At 65.3% G+C, this 15,300-nt stretch carries 12 protein-coding genes; 11 read left to right on the top strand and 1 reads right to left on the bottom strand.

The window, feature by feature from the left end; all coding sequences use genetic code 11:
- Positions 1-64 precede the first annotated feature (64 nt).
- The 9 genes from CH281_RS21525 (at position 65) to secA (ending at position 12,446) form a co-directional block, all read left to right on the top strand.
- A complete protein-coding gene (locus tag CH281_RS21525; protein WP_081371345.1) occupies positions 65-1,168 on the top strand; it encodes an alkane 1-monooxygenase in 1,104 nt (367 codons plus the stop codon).
- 120 nt (positions 1,169-1,288) lie between these two features.
- Entirely contained in the window at positions 1,289-2,773 is a 1,485-nt protein-coding gene (gene ahcY, locus CH281_RS21520; protein ID WP_027496506.1) for an adenosylhomocysteinase, read from the top strand.
- A gap of 17 nt (positions 2,774-2,790) precedes the next feature.
- Positions 2,791-3,456 carry a dTMP kinase gene (locus CH281_RS21515; protein ID WP_032370710.1) on the top strand — a complete coding sequence of 222 codons (666 nt, stop codon included), beginning with the start codon at positions 2,791-2,793 and terminating at the stop codon, positions 3,454-3,456.
- Between the two features lie 4 nt (positions 3,457-3,460).
- Positions 3,461-4,138: an MtrAB system response regulator MtrA gene (gene mtrA / locus CH281_RS21510; RefSeq protein WP_027496508.1), complete on the top strand. Its 678-nt coding sequence runs from the start codon at positions 3,461-3,463 to the stop codon at positions 4,136-4,138.
- Entirely contained in the window at positions 4,135-5,817 is a 1,683-nt protein-coding gene (gene mtrB, locus CH281_RS21505) for an MtrAB system histidine kinase MtrB (RefSeq protein WP_032366296.1), read from the top strand. The genes mtrA and mtrB overlap by 4 nt, the downstream gene beginning before the upstream one ends.
- On the top strand, positions 5,814-7,595 hold the full coding sequence (gene lpqB / locus CH281_RS21500) for an MtrAB system accessory lipoprotein LpqB (RefSeq protein WP_370878676.1): 1,782 nt from the start codon (positions 5,814-5,816) through the stop codon (positions 7,593-7,595). Before mtrB ends, lpqB begins: the two co-directional genes overlap by 4 nt.
- Before the next feature lie 41 nt (positions 7,596-7,636).
- Positions 7,637-8,320 carry a ComF family protein gene (locus tag CH281_RS21495; protein WP_032408108.1) on the top strand — a complete coding sequence of 228 codons (684 nt, stop codon included), beginning with the start codon at positions 7,637-7,639 and terminating at the stop codon, positions 8,318-8,320.
- Between the two features lie 233 nt (positions 8,321-8,553).
- A complete protein-coding gene (hpf, locus tag CH281_RS21490; RefSeq protein ID WP_027496511.1) occupies positions 8,554-9,222 on the top strand; it encodes a ribosome hibernation-promoting factor, HPF/YfiA family in 669 nt (222 codons plus the stop codon).
- 320 nt (positions 9,223-9,542) lie between these two features.
- A complete protein-coding gene (gene secA / locus CH281_RS21485) occupies positions 9,543-12,446 on the top strand; it encodes a preprotein translocase subunit SecA (RefSeq protein WP_032408109.1) in 2,904 nt (967 codons plus the stop codon).
- Positions 12,447-12,491: 45 nt separating this feature from the next.
- On the opposite strand, the gene CH281_RS21480 is transcribed toward secA, so the two are convergent.
- Positions 12,492-13,088: an Rv3235 family protein gene (locus CH281_RS21480; RefSeq protein ID WP_139278451.1), complete on the bottom strand. Its 597-nt coding sequence runs from the start codon at positions 13,086-13,088 to the stop codon at positions 12,492-12,494.
- A 174-nt stretch (positions 13,089-13,262) separates the two neighbouring features.
- Between CH281_RS21480 and CH281_RS21475 the strand changes: the two genes are divergently transcribed.
- Together CH281_RS21475 and CH281_RS21470 are read left to right on the top strand one after the other, a co-directional pair.
- Positions 13,263-14,708 (top strand): WS/DGAT/MGAT family O-acyltransferase, encoded by a 1,446-nt coding sequence (locus CH281_RS21475; RefSeq protein ID WP_027496513.1) that lies wholly within the window; start codon positions 13,263-13,265, stop codon positions 14,706-14,708.
- Between the two features lie 11 nt (positions 14,709-14,719).
- Positions 14,720-15,244, top strand: coding sequence for a DUF6912 family protein (locus CH281_RS21470; RefSeq protein WP_032366300.1), 525 nt, complete (start codon positions 14,720-14,722; stop codon positions 15,242-15,244).
- The last annotated feature ends 56 nt before the right edge of the window (positions 15,245-15,300 follow it).

Here is a 15,300-nt window from a genome sequence, read left to right as displayed (position 1 = left end):
GGAGCGGAATTCGGCCGGGGCTGCACCTGCGGTTCGGCGGTGGGACAACAAGCGCTACCTGTGGATGCTGGGTCTGCTGGCACCGGCATCGGCGCTGTTGCCGTCCCAATTGGTGTACTGGACCGGCATGCCGGTGTTCTGGTGGAGCGGCGTCCTGGTGTTCTTCGTGATCATTCCGATCATCGATCTGCTCGCGGGCGAGGACGGTCACAACCCGGACGCGTCTGCGGCCGACAAGCTGCAGAACGACCGTTATTACCGCTGGTGCACCTACCTGTTCCTGCCCATCCAATTCATCGGTCTGATCGTCGCCTGCTGGATGTGGGCGTACGGAGGTCTGAGCGTGGTGGACAAGATCGGGCTCGCGGTGACGGTGGGCCTGGTCGCGGGAACCGGAATCAACGCCGCCCACGAGCTGGGCCACCGCGTCGAGCAGCACGAACGCTGGTTGGCGAAGGTGGCCTTGTCGCAAACCCTGTACGGACACTTCTTCGTCGAGCACAACCGCGGTCACCACGTGCGGGTGGCCACTCCGGAGGATCCGGCCAGTGCCCGGCTGGGAGAGAGCGTGTGGACGTTCGTGCCGCGCAGCGCTGTTCTCGGGCTGGCCTCGGCCTGGAAGCTCGAGGCTCGGCGGCTGCGTCGCAAGGGCCACTCCGTGTTTCACCCGTCGAACGCTCTGTTGCACACGTGGCTGCTCAGCGCCGTTCTCTTCGTCACGCTGATGGTCGTCTTCGGCTGGGCGATCGCGCCGTATCTGCTGATACAAGCCGTCGTGGGATTCGTGCTCCTGGAGATGGTGAACTACGTGGAGCACTACGCACTGCTGCGCGAGACGAACGAGCGAGGCAGATACGTGCGATGCGCACCGCGGCACAGTTGGAACAGCGACCGGCTGTGCACCAACATCTTTCTCTACCACCTGCAGCGACACAGCGATCATCATGCCAATCCGGGGAAGCGATACCAGACTCTGCTCTCGTGCGACGAGGCCCCGCAATTGCCCGCCGGGTACGCGACGATGGTTCTACTGGCAGCGGTACCGCCGCTGTGGCGTCGGGTGATGGACCCGCGGGTGCTCGACCACTACGACGGTGATCTCGTCCGGGCCAACATTCTGCCCCGAAAGCGCGAACGGATTCTGGCGCGAGCCCAGCAACACGGGTGACCGCGGGACCACTCGACGAGCCGTCTGAAGGGCATCGGACCGATTCGCCGGGCAGACGGTCGCCGCGCGCCGCGACCCGATAGCCTGGACGAAGACATTCAAGTCAACAGGAGAGGCAAGATGACGACCTCAGTTACGTCAGGATCGGCACTCACCGTGGAACACCGCGGTGGAATCGACTTCAAGGTCGCAGACCTGTCACTCGCAGAATTCGGCCGCAAGGAAATACGGCTGGCAGAGCACGAGATGCCCGGCCTGATCGCGCTTCGTCGCGAGTACGCCGACGTTCAGCCGCTCAAGGGCGCACGAGTATCCGGATCGCTGCACATGACGGTGCAGACCGCCGTGTTGATCGAGACGCTGGTGGCACTCGGTGCCGAGGTGCGTTGGGCCTCGTGCAACATCTTCTCCACCCAGGATCACGCTGCAGCGGCCGTCGTCGTAGGCCCGTACGGCACCGTCGAAGAGCCCAAGGGCGTTCCGGTGTTCGCCTGGAAGGGTGAGACCCTCGAGGAGTACTGGTGGGCCGCCGAGCAGATGCTCACCTGGCCCGAGCAGCCTGCCAACATGATCCTCGACGACGGCGGTGACGCCACGATGCTGGTGCTGCGCGGCGCTCAGTTCGAGAAGGCAGGCGTCGTTCCGCCGACCGACGACGACCAGGATTCCGACGAGTACAAGGTGTTCCTCGGCCTGCTGCGTCGCTCCCTCGAGGCGTCGACGACCAAGTGGACCGAGATTGCCGCATCCGTGCAGGGTGTCACCGAGGAGACCACGACCGGTGTGCTGCGGTTGTACCAGTTCGCTGCTGCCGGTGAGCTGTCGTTCCCGGCCATCAACGTCAACGACTCGGTCACCAAGAGCAAGTTCGACAACAAGTACGGCACTCGCCATTCGCTGATCGACGGCATCAACCGTGGCACCGACGTTCTCATCGGCGGCAAGGCCGTGCTGGTCTGTGGCTACGGAGACGTGGGCAAGGGCTGCGCCGAGGCACTCAAGGGCCAGGGCGCTCGCGTGACGGTCACCGAAGCAGATCCCATCAACGCCCTGCAGGCACTGATGGACGGCTTCGACGTGCGCACGGTCGACGAGTTCATCGAGCAGGCCGACATCGTGATCACCTCGACGGGCAACCTCAAGATCATCACGTTCGAGCACATGCGCAAGATGAAGCACCAGGCGATCCTGGGCAACATCGGCCACTTCGACAACGAGATCGACATGGCCGGCCTCGAGAAGGCTGCCGACGTCACGCGGATCAACATCAAGCCGCAGGTCGACGAGTTCCAGTTCAAGGACGGGCACTCGATCATCGTGCTGTCCGAGGGCCGTTTGCTGAACCTCGGCAACGCCACCGGTCACCCGTCGTTCGTCATGAGCAACAGCTTCTCCAACCAGGTCATCGCGCAGATCGAACTGTGGACCAAGCCGAGTGAGTACGACAACGAGGTCTACCGGTTGCCCAAGCACCTCGACGAGAAGGTTGCTCGCATCCACGTCGAAGCGCTGGGCGGCTCGATCACCAAGCTCACCAAGGAGCAGGCCGAGTACATCGGCGTCGACGTCGAGGGCCCGTACAAGCCCGAGCACTACCGCTACTGACCGAGAGAGTTCGGTCGTTGGGAAAGCTCTTCGTCATCGAGGGAGTCGACGGAGCGGGCAAGAACACGCTCGCCCGTCGGCTCGTCTCGGCGTGGGAACGCGACGGCCTGGCCGTCGTCCGGGTCGGGTTTCCCCGGTACGGAAGGTCGGTTCATGCCGATCTGGCGGCCGAGGCGCTGCAGGGGGAACACGGAGACACCGCGGGCAGCGTGCACGCCATGGCGCTGCTGTTTGCACTCGACCGCAAGGATGCGGCCGACGAGATCCGAAACTTGTTGTCCCGCAACGATATCGTGTTGCTGGACCGGTACGTGGCGTCCAACGCCGCCTACACCGCGGCGCGGTTGGAGCAGTCCGTCGACGGAGCGGCCGTCGAGTGGATCCGGTCACTCGAATTCGAGCGGTTCGGTGTGCCCGTTCCGGACGTGCAGGTGTTGCTGGACGTACCGGTGGCTCTCGCTGCGGAGCGCGCCGCCGCGCGTGAGAGTGCGGACGCCGCGCGCACCCGGGATGCCTACGAACGCGACGGCTCGCTGCAGACCCGAACCTCGGCCGTCTACGGCCGTCTCGCAGAAACGAACTGGGCGTCGCCCTGGCGAGTCGTGCGCGCCGACGTCGACCCCGATCGACTCGCCGCCGACATGTTCAATCAGCCATCCGCCGAGCCGAAAGTGACACGATAGAGCCATGAAGCCTCGGATTCTGGTTGTGGACGACGATTCGGCTCTGGCGGAGATGCTCACCATCGTGTTGCGCGGTGAGGGATTCGAGCCGTTCGTCGTCGGAGACGGCACCCAAGCGCTGGCGGCCGTCCGCGAGAATCGACCCGATCTGGTGTTGCTCGACCTGATGCTTCCCGGAATGAACGGCATCGACGTCTGTCGCGTGCTGCGAGCCGACTCGGGGGTCCCGATCGTCATGCTGACGGCCAAGACCGACACCGTCGATGTGGTGCTCGGTCTCGAATCCGGGGCCGACGACTACATCATGAAGCCCTTCAAGCCGAAGGAGCTGGTGGCACGCGTCCGGGCACGACTGCGTCGAACCGAGGACGAGCCGGCCGAACTGTTGTCGATCGCCGACATCGTCATCGACGTCCCCGCCCACAAGGTCAGCCGCGGCGACGAGCTGGTCTCGCTCACTCCGCTCGAATTCGATCTGCTGGTCGCCTTGGCCCGCAAGCCCCGTCAGGTGTTCACCCGTGAAGTTCTGCTCGAACAGGTGTGGGGCTACCGGCACGCCGCCGACACCCGCCTGGTCAACGTCCACGTTCAGCGCCTGCGCGCCAAGGTCGAGAAGGATCCGGAGAACCCGGAGGTGGTGTTGACCGTGAGGGGGGTCGGGTACAAGGCCGGACCGCCGTGATCGGTTTTTCCCACTCTCGGCGACGAATCAACGGCAAGTTCTCCCCGCTCCTGCGTTGGTTCAGGTCGCTGAGCACATCGCTGGGTCATGCCTGGCGAAGGTCACTGCAACTACGCGTGGTCGTCTCGACCCTGACGTTGTCGCTCGTGGTGATCCTGATTCTCGGCGTTGTTCTGACCAGCCAGATCACCGATCGGTTGCTCGAAGCGAAGCTGTCTGCAGCCACCGAGGAACTCGACCGCTCGCGCACCACGGTGGAGGGCAACCTCGCCGGTGCCGATGATTCGAGCGGCCTGTCCACCCGTCTCGAACGGGCGAGAGCAGCGTTGACGAACCAGGACCTCGACGCCGCGTCGACCACCGGGTCGGCAGGGTCCTTCGACCCTGTTCTGATCGTCGAGGGCGACGCGACCCGCGCGGAAGCGTCGGTCGGTCCGGTCGACCAGATACCGGCCAGCTTGCGCGACTTCGTCAAGAAGGGCCTGATCAGCTCGCAGTACGCCACCGTGACCGACAGTGACGGCGGATATTCCGGGTCGGCGCTCATCATGGGGTCGCCCACCGGTTCCGACATATCGGCGCTGCAGCTGTATCTCATCTTCCCGCTCGCCAGCGAAGACCGGACGCTCTCCCTGGTCCGCGGCACGCTGTTCATCGGGGCCGTGGTGCTGCTGGTACTCCTTGCCGCGATCGCGATGCTCGTCGCGCGGCAGGTGGTGCTACCCATTCGATCCGCGTCCCGCATCGCAGTACGTTTCGCCGACGGCAGGCTCAAGGAGCGCATGCCGGTTCGCGGTGAGGACGACATGGCGAGGCTGGCGATGTCGTTCAACGAGATGGCCGAAAGTCTGTCCAAACAGATCACCCAGCTCGAGGAATTCGGAAACCTGCAGCGCCGGTTCACCTCCGACGTCAGCCACGAACTACGGACGCCGCTCACCACCGTGCGGATGGCCGCGGATCTCATTCACGACGCCAGTGACGATCTCGAACCTGCCCTCAAGCGTTCCTCCGAGCTGTTGGTCAACGAGCTGGACCGGTTCGAGACGTTGCTCGGTGATCTGCTCGAGATCAGCCGCCACGACGCCGGTGTCGCCGAACTGGCCGCCGAGCAACTCGACCTGCGGATGTGTGCACGCGCTGCGGTCTCCACGGTGCGTCACCTCGCCCGCGAAACCGGTACCGAGGTGATCGTCGACATGCCCGAGACGGCGGTCATCGCCGAGGTGGACCCGCGGCGTGTCGAACGTATCCTGCGCAACCTTCTGGCCAACGCCCTCGATCACGGGGAAGGCAAGCCGGTGCTGCTGCGCCTGAGATCGGATGCCGACGCGGCAGCCTTCGTGGTGCGCGACCAAGGAATCGGTCTGCGCCCCGGCGAGGAGAAGCTGGTGTTCAATCGGTTCTGGCGCTCGGACCCCTCCCGCGTCCGGCGCTCCGGCGGTACCGGCCTCGGGTTGGCGATCAGCGTCGAGGACGCCCGGCTGCACGACGGTAAGCTCGAGGCGTGGGGTGCAGTCGGCGAAGGCGCATGTTTCCGGCTCACGGTGCCACTGGTCCGTGGCCACAAAGTGATCGGCTCACCTCTGCCGTTGAAGCCGAGCACCAAGAAATACGCTCAGGGACAACCGATCCCGGCCATCGGTGCGCAGCGGGCCGCGTCGGAGTCGTCGACGTGATTCGCTCGTCTCGTCGCCTGTCTCGCTCGGTTGCAGTCTGCGCCCTGATCGCCGCCCTCGTCTCCGGTTGTGCCAGCCTGCCCGAGTCCTCGAGCCCCCAGGCCATCGGCACGTTGACCGACGGTGCCGCGCCCACCAGCGCCCCGGCTCCCGAACCCGGACGTGAGCCCGACCGGCTGCTCGACGACTTCTTCGAGGCCAGCGCAGTGTCGGCCAACCGCCACCAGGCCGCCCGACAGTTCCTGACCGAGGACGCGTCGAACACGTGGGACGACGGCGCTCGTACCGTCGTCGCAGATCGGATCGACACCCTGTCGGGGCCCCGAACTGCAGACTCTGCGCAATTCACGATTCGGTCGACGACAGCGGGAATCCTGGCTCCCGGCGGGGAATATCAGGCCGGATCGGACACGTTCGACATCGCGATCGACATGACGCGCGTCGACGGCCAATGGCGCATCTCGAAGCTGCCACCGGGTGTGGTCATCGATCGCTCGGCGTTCATGGACACCTATCAGCAGCGATCCATCTACTTCGTCGATCCGCTCGGTGGGGTGTTGGTGCCGGATGTTCGGTGGACGAGCGGATCGCAGGATCAGCTCGCAAACCAGCTCGTGCAGCTGTTGATCGATGGACCCAAGTCCGCGCTGTCCGCAGCGGTGAGCAACGAATTGTCCGACGACGTCAGTATCCGGGGGCCCATCACCAAGGCCGACGGACAGACTACACAGGTCGGAGTCGGTCTCGGCGGCATCAGAATCGACTTCGGTGGTTTGCAGAACAAGGGCGACCGCGACCGAGAATTGCTTGCCGCACAGGTGATCTGGACTCTGGCCTCGGCGGAGGTGGCCGGGCCCTACGTGCTGCTCGCCGACGGACAACCCATCGACACGACCAAGCCGGACGGGTGGACGACGGCCGGGGTCGACTCCTTCGATCCACAGAGCTCCACCAACGAATCGGTCGGCCTGCACGCACTGGCCTCCGGTCGACTGCTCCGCGTCGAGCAATCCGCGACCACACCCGCCCCCGGGTACTTCGGGCAGGCACGGAATCTGCGCTCGGTGGCCTTGTCGAACGACGGAACACTCGTGGCCGGCGTCGCGGACACCGGTAGACCCGCTCCGGCACCGTCGAGCACATTGATGGTCGGTAGCTACGACGGTGGCGCGTTCCCGGTGGCCGAGGGGCAGTCGATCACGCGTCCGACATGGGGAGCCGATGACAACGCCGCCTGGGCGGTCATCGACGGCACCAACGTCATTCGCGCGGCCCGCGACCCCTCGACCGGTCAGGTATCGGTGATACCGGTCGATGCCCGCGCGGTCACCACCCTGGGAACTCGCATCACCGAACTCCGGCTGGCCCGCGACGGCGTTCGGGCCGCACTCATCGTCGACGGCGTGGTGTACGTGGCCACCGTGGTACGCGATCCGTCGGGCGTCTATTCGCTGACGGCCCCGCGCGCGGTTGCGATCGGACTCGGCAGTGACGCCACCAGCTTGGACTGGAGCACCGGCGAGGCCATCGTCATCGCACGGGTTGCTACCGATACACCGGTGGTCCAGGTGACGGTCGACGGCTCGAGGATGGACGCCCTGCCGTCGCGCAATCTCACCAATCCCGTTCTGGCGGTCGATGCGTCGCCGGAGACCGAGTACGTTGCCGACGCCCGCGCCGTGTTCGCACTCAACAATGCCGATCCGGTCGGCGACAGGTACTGGCGCGAGGTCACCGGCCTGGCCGGGGTGAAGGCCGTGCCGATCCTGCCCGGCTGACGTCCGGCGGGTGTCGGTGGCTACCGGCACACTTCACGGTCATGAGAACGCTTCTCGACCTCGTCCTGCCCCTCGAATGTGCCGGGTGTGGGGTGCCGGGGGAGCAGTGGTGTCGCCGTTGTGAACAGGCGCTGTCGGTGCCGCCTGTCCGGGTGCGTCCGCGGGTCGATCCGGGGGTGCCCTGCTGGGCGCTGGGCACGTACACCGGCCCTCGGCGCAACGGGGTGATCGCACTGAAGGAACGGGGCCGACGGGCCGTGTCCGTGCCGTTCGGGCGGGCGCTGGCCGGTGCGGTGCACCAACTGCGTGCTGCAGGCGAGATCGATCCACCGGAGCTGAGTCCCCTCGTTCTGGTGTGCGCTCCGTCCCGGGCGCGCGCAGCGCGAGCCCGAGGGGGCGATCCGGTGCTGCGGTGTGCGAGGAACGCAGCGACCGAGTTGGCACCGGAGCGAGTACCGGTTCCCCAGCTGCTGAAGATGGCCGGGGGAGTGCGGGATTCGGTCGGGCTCTCGGCAGGTCAGCGTCAGCACAACGTGGCGGGCCGGATCGAGTTGGTCGGACAGTCGCGCCCGGCTATCGGCCGGCCGCGGCCGCGAACCGACGAACTGACCGTTCTTCTCGTCGACGACGTGGTGACCACCGGGGCGACCCTGGCCGAATGTGCAAGAGTGCTAACCGATTTCGGGATCTCGTTGGCCGGTGCGATCGTGGTGGCCAGCGCGTGAACGCGAGTCGACGAGACACGCCGACAACCAATTCGGGGTGAACGGTGGCACACGCGTCGATGACCGACTAACGTCGCGGACACGCTCCATCACGACGGAGCGGACCGGTAGAACGACCCGTAGAAACACGGACGTGAGGTGATGCCCCGGACTCGAGATGCCGGAAGGTTCCCCATTCGGCATGCACACCTGCCACGTCCAACAGTGGGCGTGGCCGATATCGGGAGGTACACGTGACGACCCCTTCACAAGCCTCGGTTTTCTTCGACGAGAAGCCTTCGGAAGAACCCGCCAAGAGCAATGCCGACGTTGTGGTCAAGGGCCGCAACGTCGAGATACCGGACCATTTTCGGATATACGTGTCCGAGAAACTGGCTCGCCTCGAGCGCTTCGACCCCTCCATCTACTTGTTCGATGTCGAACTGCAGCACGAACGAAATCGCCGTCAGGCCAAAGCATGTCAACGCGTGGAGATCACCGCGAAGGGCAAAGGCCCGGTCGTTCGTGCCGAAGCGTGCGCAGACAGTTTCTATGCCGCACTCGAAGCAGTGACCTCGAAACTCGAAAGCAGACTCAGGCGTACCAAGGATCGGCGCAAGGTCCACTACGGCGAGAAGAGACCCGTATCCGTCGCCGAGGCCACCGCTGAACTCGCCGAAGACGACACACTTGCGCTCGATCCCGAGACCAAGCTGGATTCGTTCGAGGACGATCAGACCGGCCCCGGGCACATCGTTCGCACGAAGGTTCACTCGGCCGCACCGATGAGCGTCGACGATGCGCTGTACGAGATGGAACTGGTCGGCCACGACTTCTTCCTGTTTCACGACAGCGCCACCGACCGGCCTTCCGTGGTGTATCGACGGCATGCCTTCGACTACGGCCTGATCAGGCTCACCTGACCGAGCGTGACGGCGAACGGGTCGTTCGCCGTCCGTGAAATATCCGACCACTGCAGGCTCGACGCCGGACACACGATCCCCACGTCGAGCCTGCAGTGCTGTGTCGGGGTTGTCCGAATGCCGGCGTGGTGTCGTTCGGGGACCGACAGTGGGACTGCCGTACCCACAGCGAGACCGCCTACCATGGACGCGTTCGGGTTACTGCCGCGCGGACGTCACGGTGACGAACCCGTGCGCTCGTGCAGGTAGCAGTAACGCGTCGAGTAACAGATTTGTTCGTGTCAGTACCCGTGAACCGAGGATCGAGGACGAGAAAACCCGTGCCGTCGCTGTCGTTTTCCAAGCTGCTCCGTGTTGGTGAAGGTCGCATGGTCAAGCGGCTCAAGAACATCGCTGACCACGTCTCGACCCTGTCTTCGGACGTCGAGAGTCTCTCCGACGACGAACTGCGGGGTAAGACCGCCGAGTTCAAGGAGAGGTACTCGTCCGGGGAGACCTTGGATCAGTTGCTGCCCGAGGCATTCGCGGTCGCCCGTGAGGCATCGTGGCGGGTGCTGTCCCAGCGGCACTTCGACGTGCAGGTGATGGGCGGAGCTGCCCTGCACTTCGGCAACATCGCCGAGATGAAGACCGGCGAGGGCAAGACCCTGACGTGTGTTCTGCCTGCCTACCTGAACGCCATCTCCGGCGACGGTGTGCACGTGGTGACGGTCAACGACTACCTCGCCAAGCGTGACTCGGAGTGGATGGGCCGTGTGCACCGCTTCCTGGGTCTGTCGGTGGACGTGATCCTGTCCGGGATGACGCCGGTCGAACGCCGTGCAGCGTATGCCGCCGACATCACCTACGGCACCAACAACGAGTTCGGGTTCGACTACCTACGCGACAACATGACGCACTCGCTCGACGATCTGGTGCAGCGCGGACACAACTTCGCCGTGGTCGACGAGGTCGACTCGATCCTCATCGACGAGGCGCGAACCCCACTGATCATCTCGGGCCCCGCCGACGCGTCGAGCAAGTGGTACGGCGAGTTCGCCCGGATCGCCCCCATGCTGAAGGTCGACACCCACTACGAGGTCGATATCCGCAAGCGCACCATCGGTGTGCACGAGGCCGGCGTCGAGCTGGTCGAGGATCAGCTCGGTATCGACAACCTGTACGAGGCGGCCAACTCGCCTCTGGTGAACTACCTGAACAACGCCATCAAGGCCAAAGAGCTCTACACCAAGGACAAGGACTACATCGTCCGCGACGGCGAGGTCATCATCGTCGACGAGTTCACCGGTCGCATCCTGGTGGGACGCCGCTACAACGAGGGCATGCACCAGGCGATCGAGGCCAAGGAGAAGGTGGAGATCAAGGCCGAGAACCAGACCCTCGCCACGATCACTCTGCAGAACTACTTCCGCCTGTACGACAAGCTCTCCGGCATGACCGGTACGGCCGAGACCGAGGCCGCGGAGCTGCATCAGATCTACGGATTGGGCGTCATTCCGATCCCGACGAACCGCCCGATGGTCCGCGTCGACAACGGCGACCTGATCTACAAGACGGAAGAAGCCAAGTTCGACGCGGTGGTCGACGATGTCGTCGAGCGGCACGAGAAGGGCCAGCCGGTTCTCATCGGCACCACGAGCGTGGAACGGTCGGAGTATCTGTCCAAGCAGTTCACCAAGCGCGGCGTCGCGCACAACGTGCTCAATGCGAAGTTCCACGAGCAGGAAGCGACGATCATCGCCGAGGCCGGGCGACAGGGCGCGGTGACGGTGGCGACCAACATGGCCGGCCGTGGCACCGACGTCGTGCTCGGCGGCAACCCGGACATCCTCGCCGACCTGAAGCTGCGTAAGCAGGGCTTGGACCCGGTGGAGACTCCCGAGGAGTACGAGGCCGCCTGGGAGCCTGCTCTGGATGAGGTCAAGGCACAGGTCAAGGCCGACGCGGACACCGTGCGCGAGGCCGGTGGCCTGTACGTTCTCGGAACCGAGCGCCACGACTCACGTCGTATCGACAACCAGCTCAGAGGGCGCTCCGGTCGTCAGGGTGATCCGGGCGAATCGCGGTTCTACCTTTCGCTCGGCGACGAGTTGATGCGTCGATTCAACGGCGGCGCACTCGAATCGATCATGACTCGGCTCAACTTGCCCGACGACGTCCCGATCGAGGCCAAGATGGTGTCCAAGGCCATCAAGAGCGCACAGACCCAGGTCGAGCAGCAGAACTTCGAGATCCGCAAGAACGTCCTCAAGTACGACGAGGTGATGAACCAGCAGCGCACGGTCATCTACGAGGAGCGCAGGCGCATCCTCGAAGGTGCCGACATGGAGGGCCAGGTCGAGGGCATGATCACCGACGTGATCACCGCCTACGTCGATGGTGCGACGAGCGAGGGCTACGTCGAGGACTGGGATCTGGAGCAGTTGTGGACGGCTCTGAAGACTCTGTATCCGGTCGGTATCGACCACAAGGTTCTCTCGGGCGAGAACGAGGACGGCGAGAAGGGTGACCTGAGCCGCGACGAGCTGCGCGAGGCGCTGCTCGAGGACGCCCGCTCGGCCTACGCCGCTCGCGAGGCCGAGATCGACGGCATCGCAGGCGAGAACGGAATGCGGGAGCTCGAACGTCGGGTTCTGCTGTCCGTCCTCGATCGCAAGTGGCGCGAGCATCTCTACGAGATGGACTACCTCAAGGAGGGCATCGGACTGCGTGCGATGGCCCAGCGAGATCCACTGGTCGAGTACCAGCGGGAGGGCTACGACATGTTCCAGGGCATGCTCGACGGGCTGAAAGAGGAGTCGGTGGGCTTCCTGTTCAACCTCCAGGTCGAAGCAACCCCAGCCCCGGCAGGTCCGGCCGCGTCCGCAGGTCTCGCGGTTGCCCCCGGGTTGGCCTCACCCGTCGGATCCGGTCGCCCGGCACCTGCGGCAACGTCGGCACCTGCGGCCACGGGCGATCGGCCTGCGGCCAAGGCGGCCCCGGCCCCTGCCGCTCCAGCTCAGGCAGCTCCCACAGCTCTGCGTGCCAAAGGACTCGACGAGCGGGACGAACAGAGATTGACGTTCTCCGGCCCGGCCGAGGGCGGCGGTACGGCTGTGCAGCGATCGGATGCTGCAGCGAGCGCGGAGTCGGCGGCCGAGGGAACCCGACGCGAGCGTCGCGAAGCAGCGCGAGCGCAGAACAAAGCACCGAAGAAGTCGGCGCGCTCCAAGCGCAAGAAGTAGTCGGCCGGGTCGATCCGGCGCGACCTCGCCGGGCGACCCGTGTTCTCAACCCACTCGCAGCGAGGTGACCGTCCATCCTGGCCGCCGCGGGTCGACCGCCTGCTCGATTCGGCCCGCGAAGGCGAAGGTGCGTGGGCCGCGGGTGTACGAGCCGAATATCTCGGCCGACGTGTCCGATCTATAAGCGACGTGCACGCGACGCACCGCGGCGAATCCGAGTCGCCGTCCCGGTGGGGGCGTGCGGACGATGGTGCGAATCAGGTCGATCACGGGCGCAGTGAACAACGAGGACAGTTGCTCGGCACTGCGCCTGCGGTCGATCACCTCGATGAGCAACCGCATGGCGCGTTCGGCGCTCGCCCGCGCATCGGCGGGCACGTCTTGCACGATCGGTCGATGGGGTGCCTCGGCCCGGCGGCGGGGGCGAGTGCTGCGTACCGATGCCGGATGGCGTTCCGGTGGCCTGTGCGGGCTCTCACCCCGTCCCCAGGTGTGCACCGCGCCTGCCGAGAGTGGCGGCTCGAACTGGGTCGGCCGCGACAGAAAGCAGTGGTGCTCGGCGCGCAGCCGAGAGTCCGCCGGCGACGGTATCGGGCTGTCGTCCCCGGTGTCCGGCGGATCGTTGGATTCGATGACGCTCACACCGACATTGACGGTCGCGATCGATTTTCGGTTCCCGAGATCGGCGACACGTCGGTGCCCACCCGGCACTGGGACTCACGTCGCGAACCCACGTACTCTGAGTTCGAGCACACCGCGCAACAGGCGGTATCGATCGGGGCGCACCACGTGCGAGGACGGGGACCGAGACACGCGATGGCGACCAGACTGACGGCGCAGGATGCGTCGTTCTACTTTCTCGAGGCCGGCAGCAGTCCCATGCACCTCGGCTCGCTCGCCGTCTTTCGGACCCCGCGGAGCGGTTTCAGTTACGACCGACTGCTGTCGTTGGTCGAACAGCGACTGATGCTGGTTCCGCGCTACCGGCAGAAGGTCCGCGAAGTCGCGTTCGGTTTGGCGCGGCCGGTCTGGGTGGACGACGCGGATTTCGACATCACCTATCACATCCGTCGTTCGGCACTACCCAAGCCGGGGACGGACGATCAGTTGCACGACCTGATCGCGCGACTGACCTCACGGCCGCTCGATCGCACCCGACCGTTGTGGGAGATGTACCTGGTCGAGGGCCTCGCGAAGAATCGTTTCGCCATCTTCACCAAGTCTCATTCGGCCCTCGTCGACGGCGAAAATGCGCTCGACATCGGTCAGGTCATTCTGGACGCGAGCAAGAACCCCGCGCCGATGGCCGAGGAGCTGTGGATGCCTGCCCGTGAGCCCAAGGACTCGGTGTTGGTGCTCGACGCGCTCACCGAACTGGTGGTGCGTCCGGGCGAGAGCATCGAGACGTTGCGCGGCGCGGTCAACGGGGTTGCCGGTCTCGCGGGCGACGCATTGCGCGCCGCGGGCAAGGTCGCGGCCGTGCTGCGTACCGCGACACAGAGCGCCCCGTCCAGCCCACTGAACGCGCCGATCTCACGAAATCGTCGGTTCGCCGTGGCCAAGACCGAGCTGGCCGATTACCGCAGGATCCACGACAGATTCGACTGCTCGATCAACGACGTCGTGCTCGCAGTCGTCACCGGCGCGCTGCGAAATTGGCTGCTCTCGCGCGGCGAACCCGTCACGGCATCGTCCACGGTGCGGGCCATGGTGCCGATGTCGGTGTACGTCTCGTCCGATCGCGTCGGCTTCGGTGAGGGCAGCGACATGTCCGGTGAGCCGGCCGAGGACGATCGCAGCGAGGTGTCCTCGTTCCTCGTCGACCTCCCGGTGGGGGAGTCGAACGCCGTCGTTCGGCTGTCTCACATCGCGCACGCGACCGAGGCCCATTCTCATCAGAGCCGCGGTGTGACGGCTCAGACGCTGATGCGGATCAGTGGGTTCGCTCCGGCGAGCCTGCATGCCATGGGTGCGCGGGCGGGTAGCCGACTCTCGCAACGAGTGTTCAACCTGATCGTCACGAACGCGCCGGGCCCGCAGTTTCCGCTGTACGTCGGTGGTGCCCGGATGCTCGAGATGTACCCGGTGTCGCCGCTGTTCGAGAATCAGGCGTTGAGTATCGGGCTGACGTCGTACGACGGTTTCGTGTTCTTCGGGCTCAACGCCGACCGCGGAGCGATGCCCGATGTGGATGTGGTGACAGCGCTACTGCACGAGGCGCTGGAAGAGTTGGTCGACGCCAGCAACGAATCGAGAGTGTGAGGTCTTCTGCAATGCGTGTCTACGTTCCGGCGACGCTGGAATTCTTGAAAGTGCTCGCAGCCGAGGGCGAGTTCAGTCCGGTCTCGCGCACCGCATTCGCGGTGACGCCCACCTTGCGTGAGGCGTATTCGTCGGGCGACGACGAGGAGTTGTCCGAGGTCGCGATGGGGGAGGCCGCGCGTGCCTCGCTGCGCCTGATCGCCGCGGCCGTCGACGACGAGGCGGACACGGGGACGGTGGCCGACGGCGTGGTCTACCGACGGGCGGTGATTGCCGCAGACGTCGACGATCCCACCCTGCGTCCCGATCTCGACGACGCTGTCGTTCGGCTGAAGGAACCGCTGCGAATGGATCAGGTCGCGTCGGTGCACGTCGATCTGGAAGGGGCCGAAGAAGCAGTTGCCAAGGCTGTCTCCGCCGTGGATGCAGCGGACATGGGCGACGCCGACGCAGAATTTGTTCTCGGTGATGCCGAAGACCACACGCTGGCGTGGTACGCCCCCCAGGAACTACCGTTTCTGCTCGATCTGCTGTGATCCTGCTCTCGGCCACGACCTGGCGATATCCACGGTTGGGCTGCCTGCAGAGGTGA

The sequence above is a fragment of the Rhodococcus sp. 06-221-2 genome (assembly GCF_002258365.1).
Lineage (GTDB): Bacteria > Actinomycetota > Actinomycetes > Mycobacteriales > Mycobacteriaceae > Rhodococcoides > Rhodococcoides fascians.
This window is presented reverse-complemented; position numbering and strand designations above follow the sequence as displayed.

Excerpts from the sequence above, each read along its gene's own strand:
- CH281_RS21525 (WP_081371345.1), top strand. The coding sequence starts at position 65 with ATGCTGGGTCTGCTGGCACCGGCATCGGCGCTGTTGCCGTCCCAATTG.
- ahcY (WP_027496506.1), top strand. The coding sequence starts at position 1,289 with ATGACGACCTCAGTTACGTCAGGATCGGCACTCACCGTGGAACACCGC.
- mtrA (WP_027496508.1), top strand. The coding sequence starts at position 3,461 with ATGAAGCCTCGGATTCTGGTTGTGGACGACGATTCGGCTCTGGCGGAG.
- CH281_RS21495 (WP_032408108.1), top strand. The coding sequence starts at position 7,637 with ATGAGAACGCTTCTCGACCTCGTCCTGCCCCTCGAATGTGCCGGGTGT.
- CH281_RS21475 (WP_027496513.1), top strand. The coding sequence starts at position 13,263 with ATGGCGACCAGACTGACGGCGCAGGATGCGTCGTTCTACTTTCTCGAG.
- CH281_RS21470 (WP_032366300.1), top strand. The coding sequence starts at position 14,720 with ATGCGTGTCTACGTTCCGGCGACGCTGGAATTCTTGAAAGTGCTCGCA.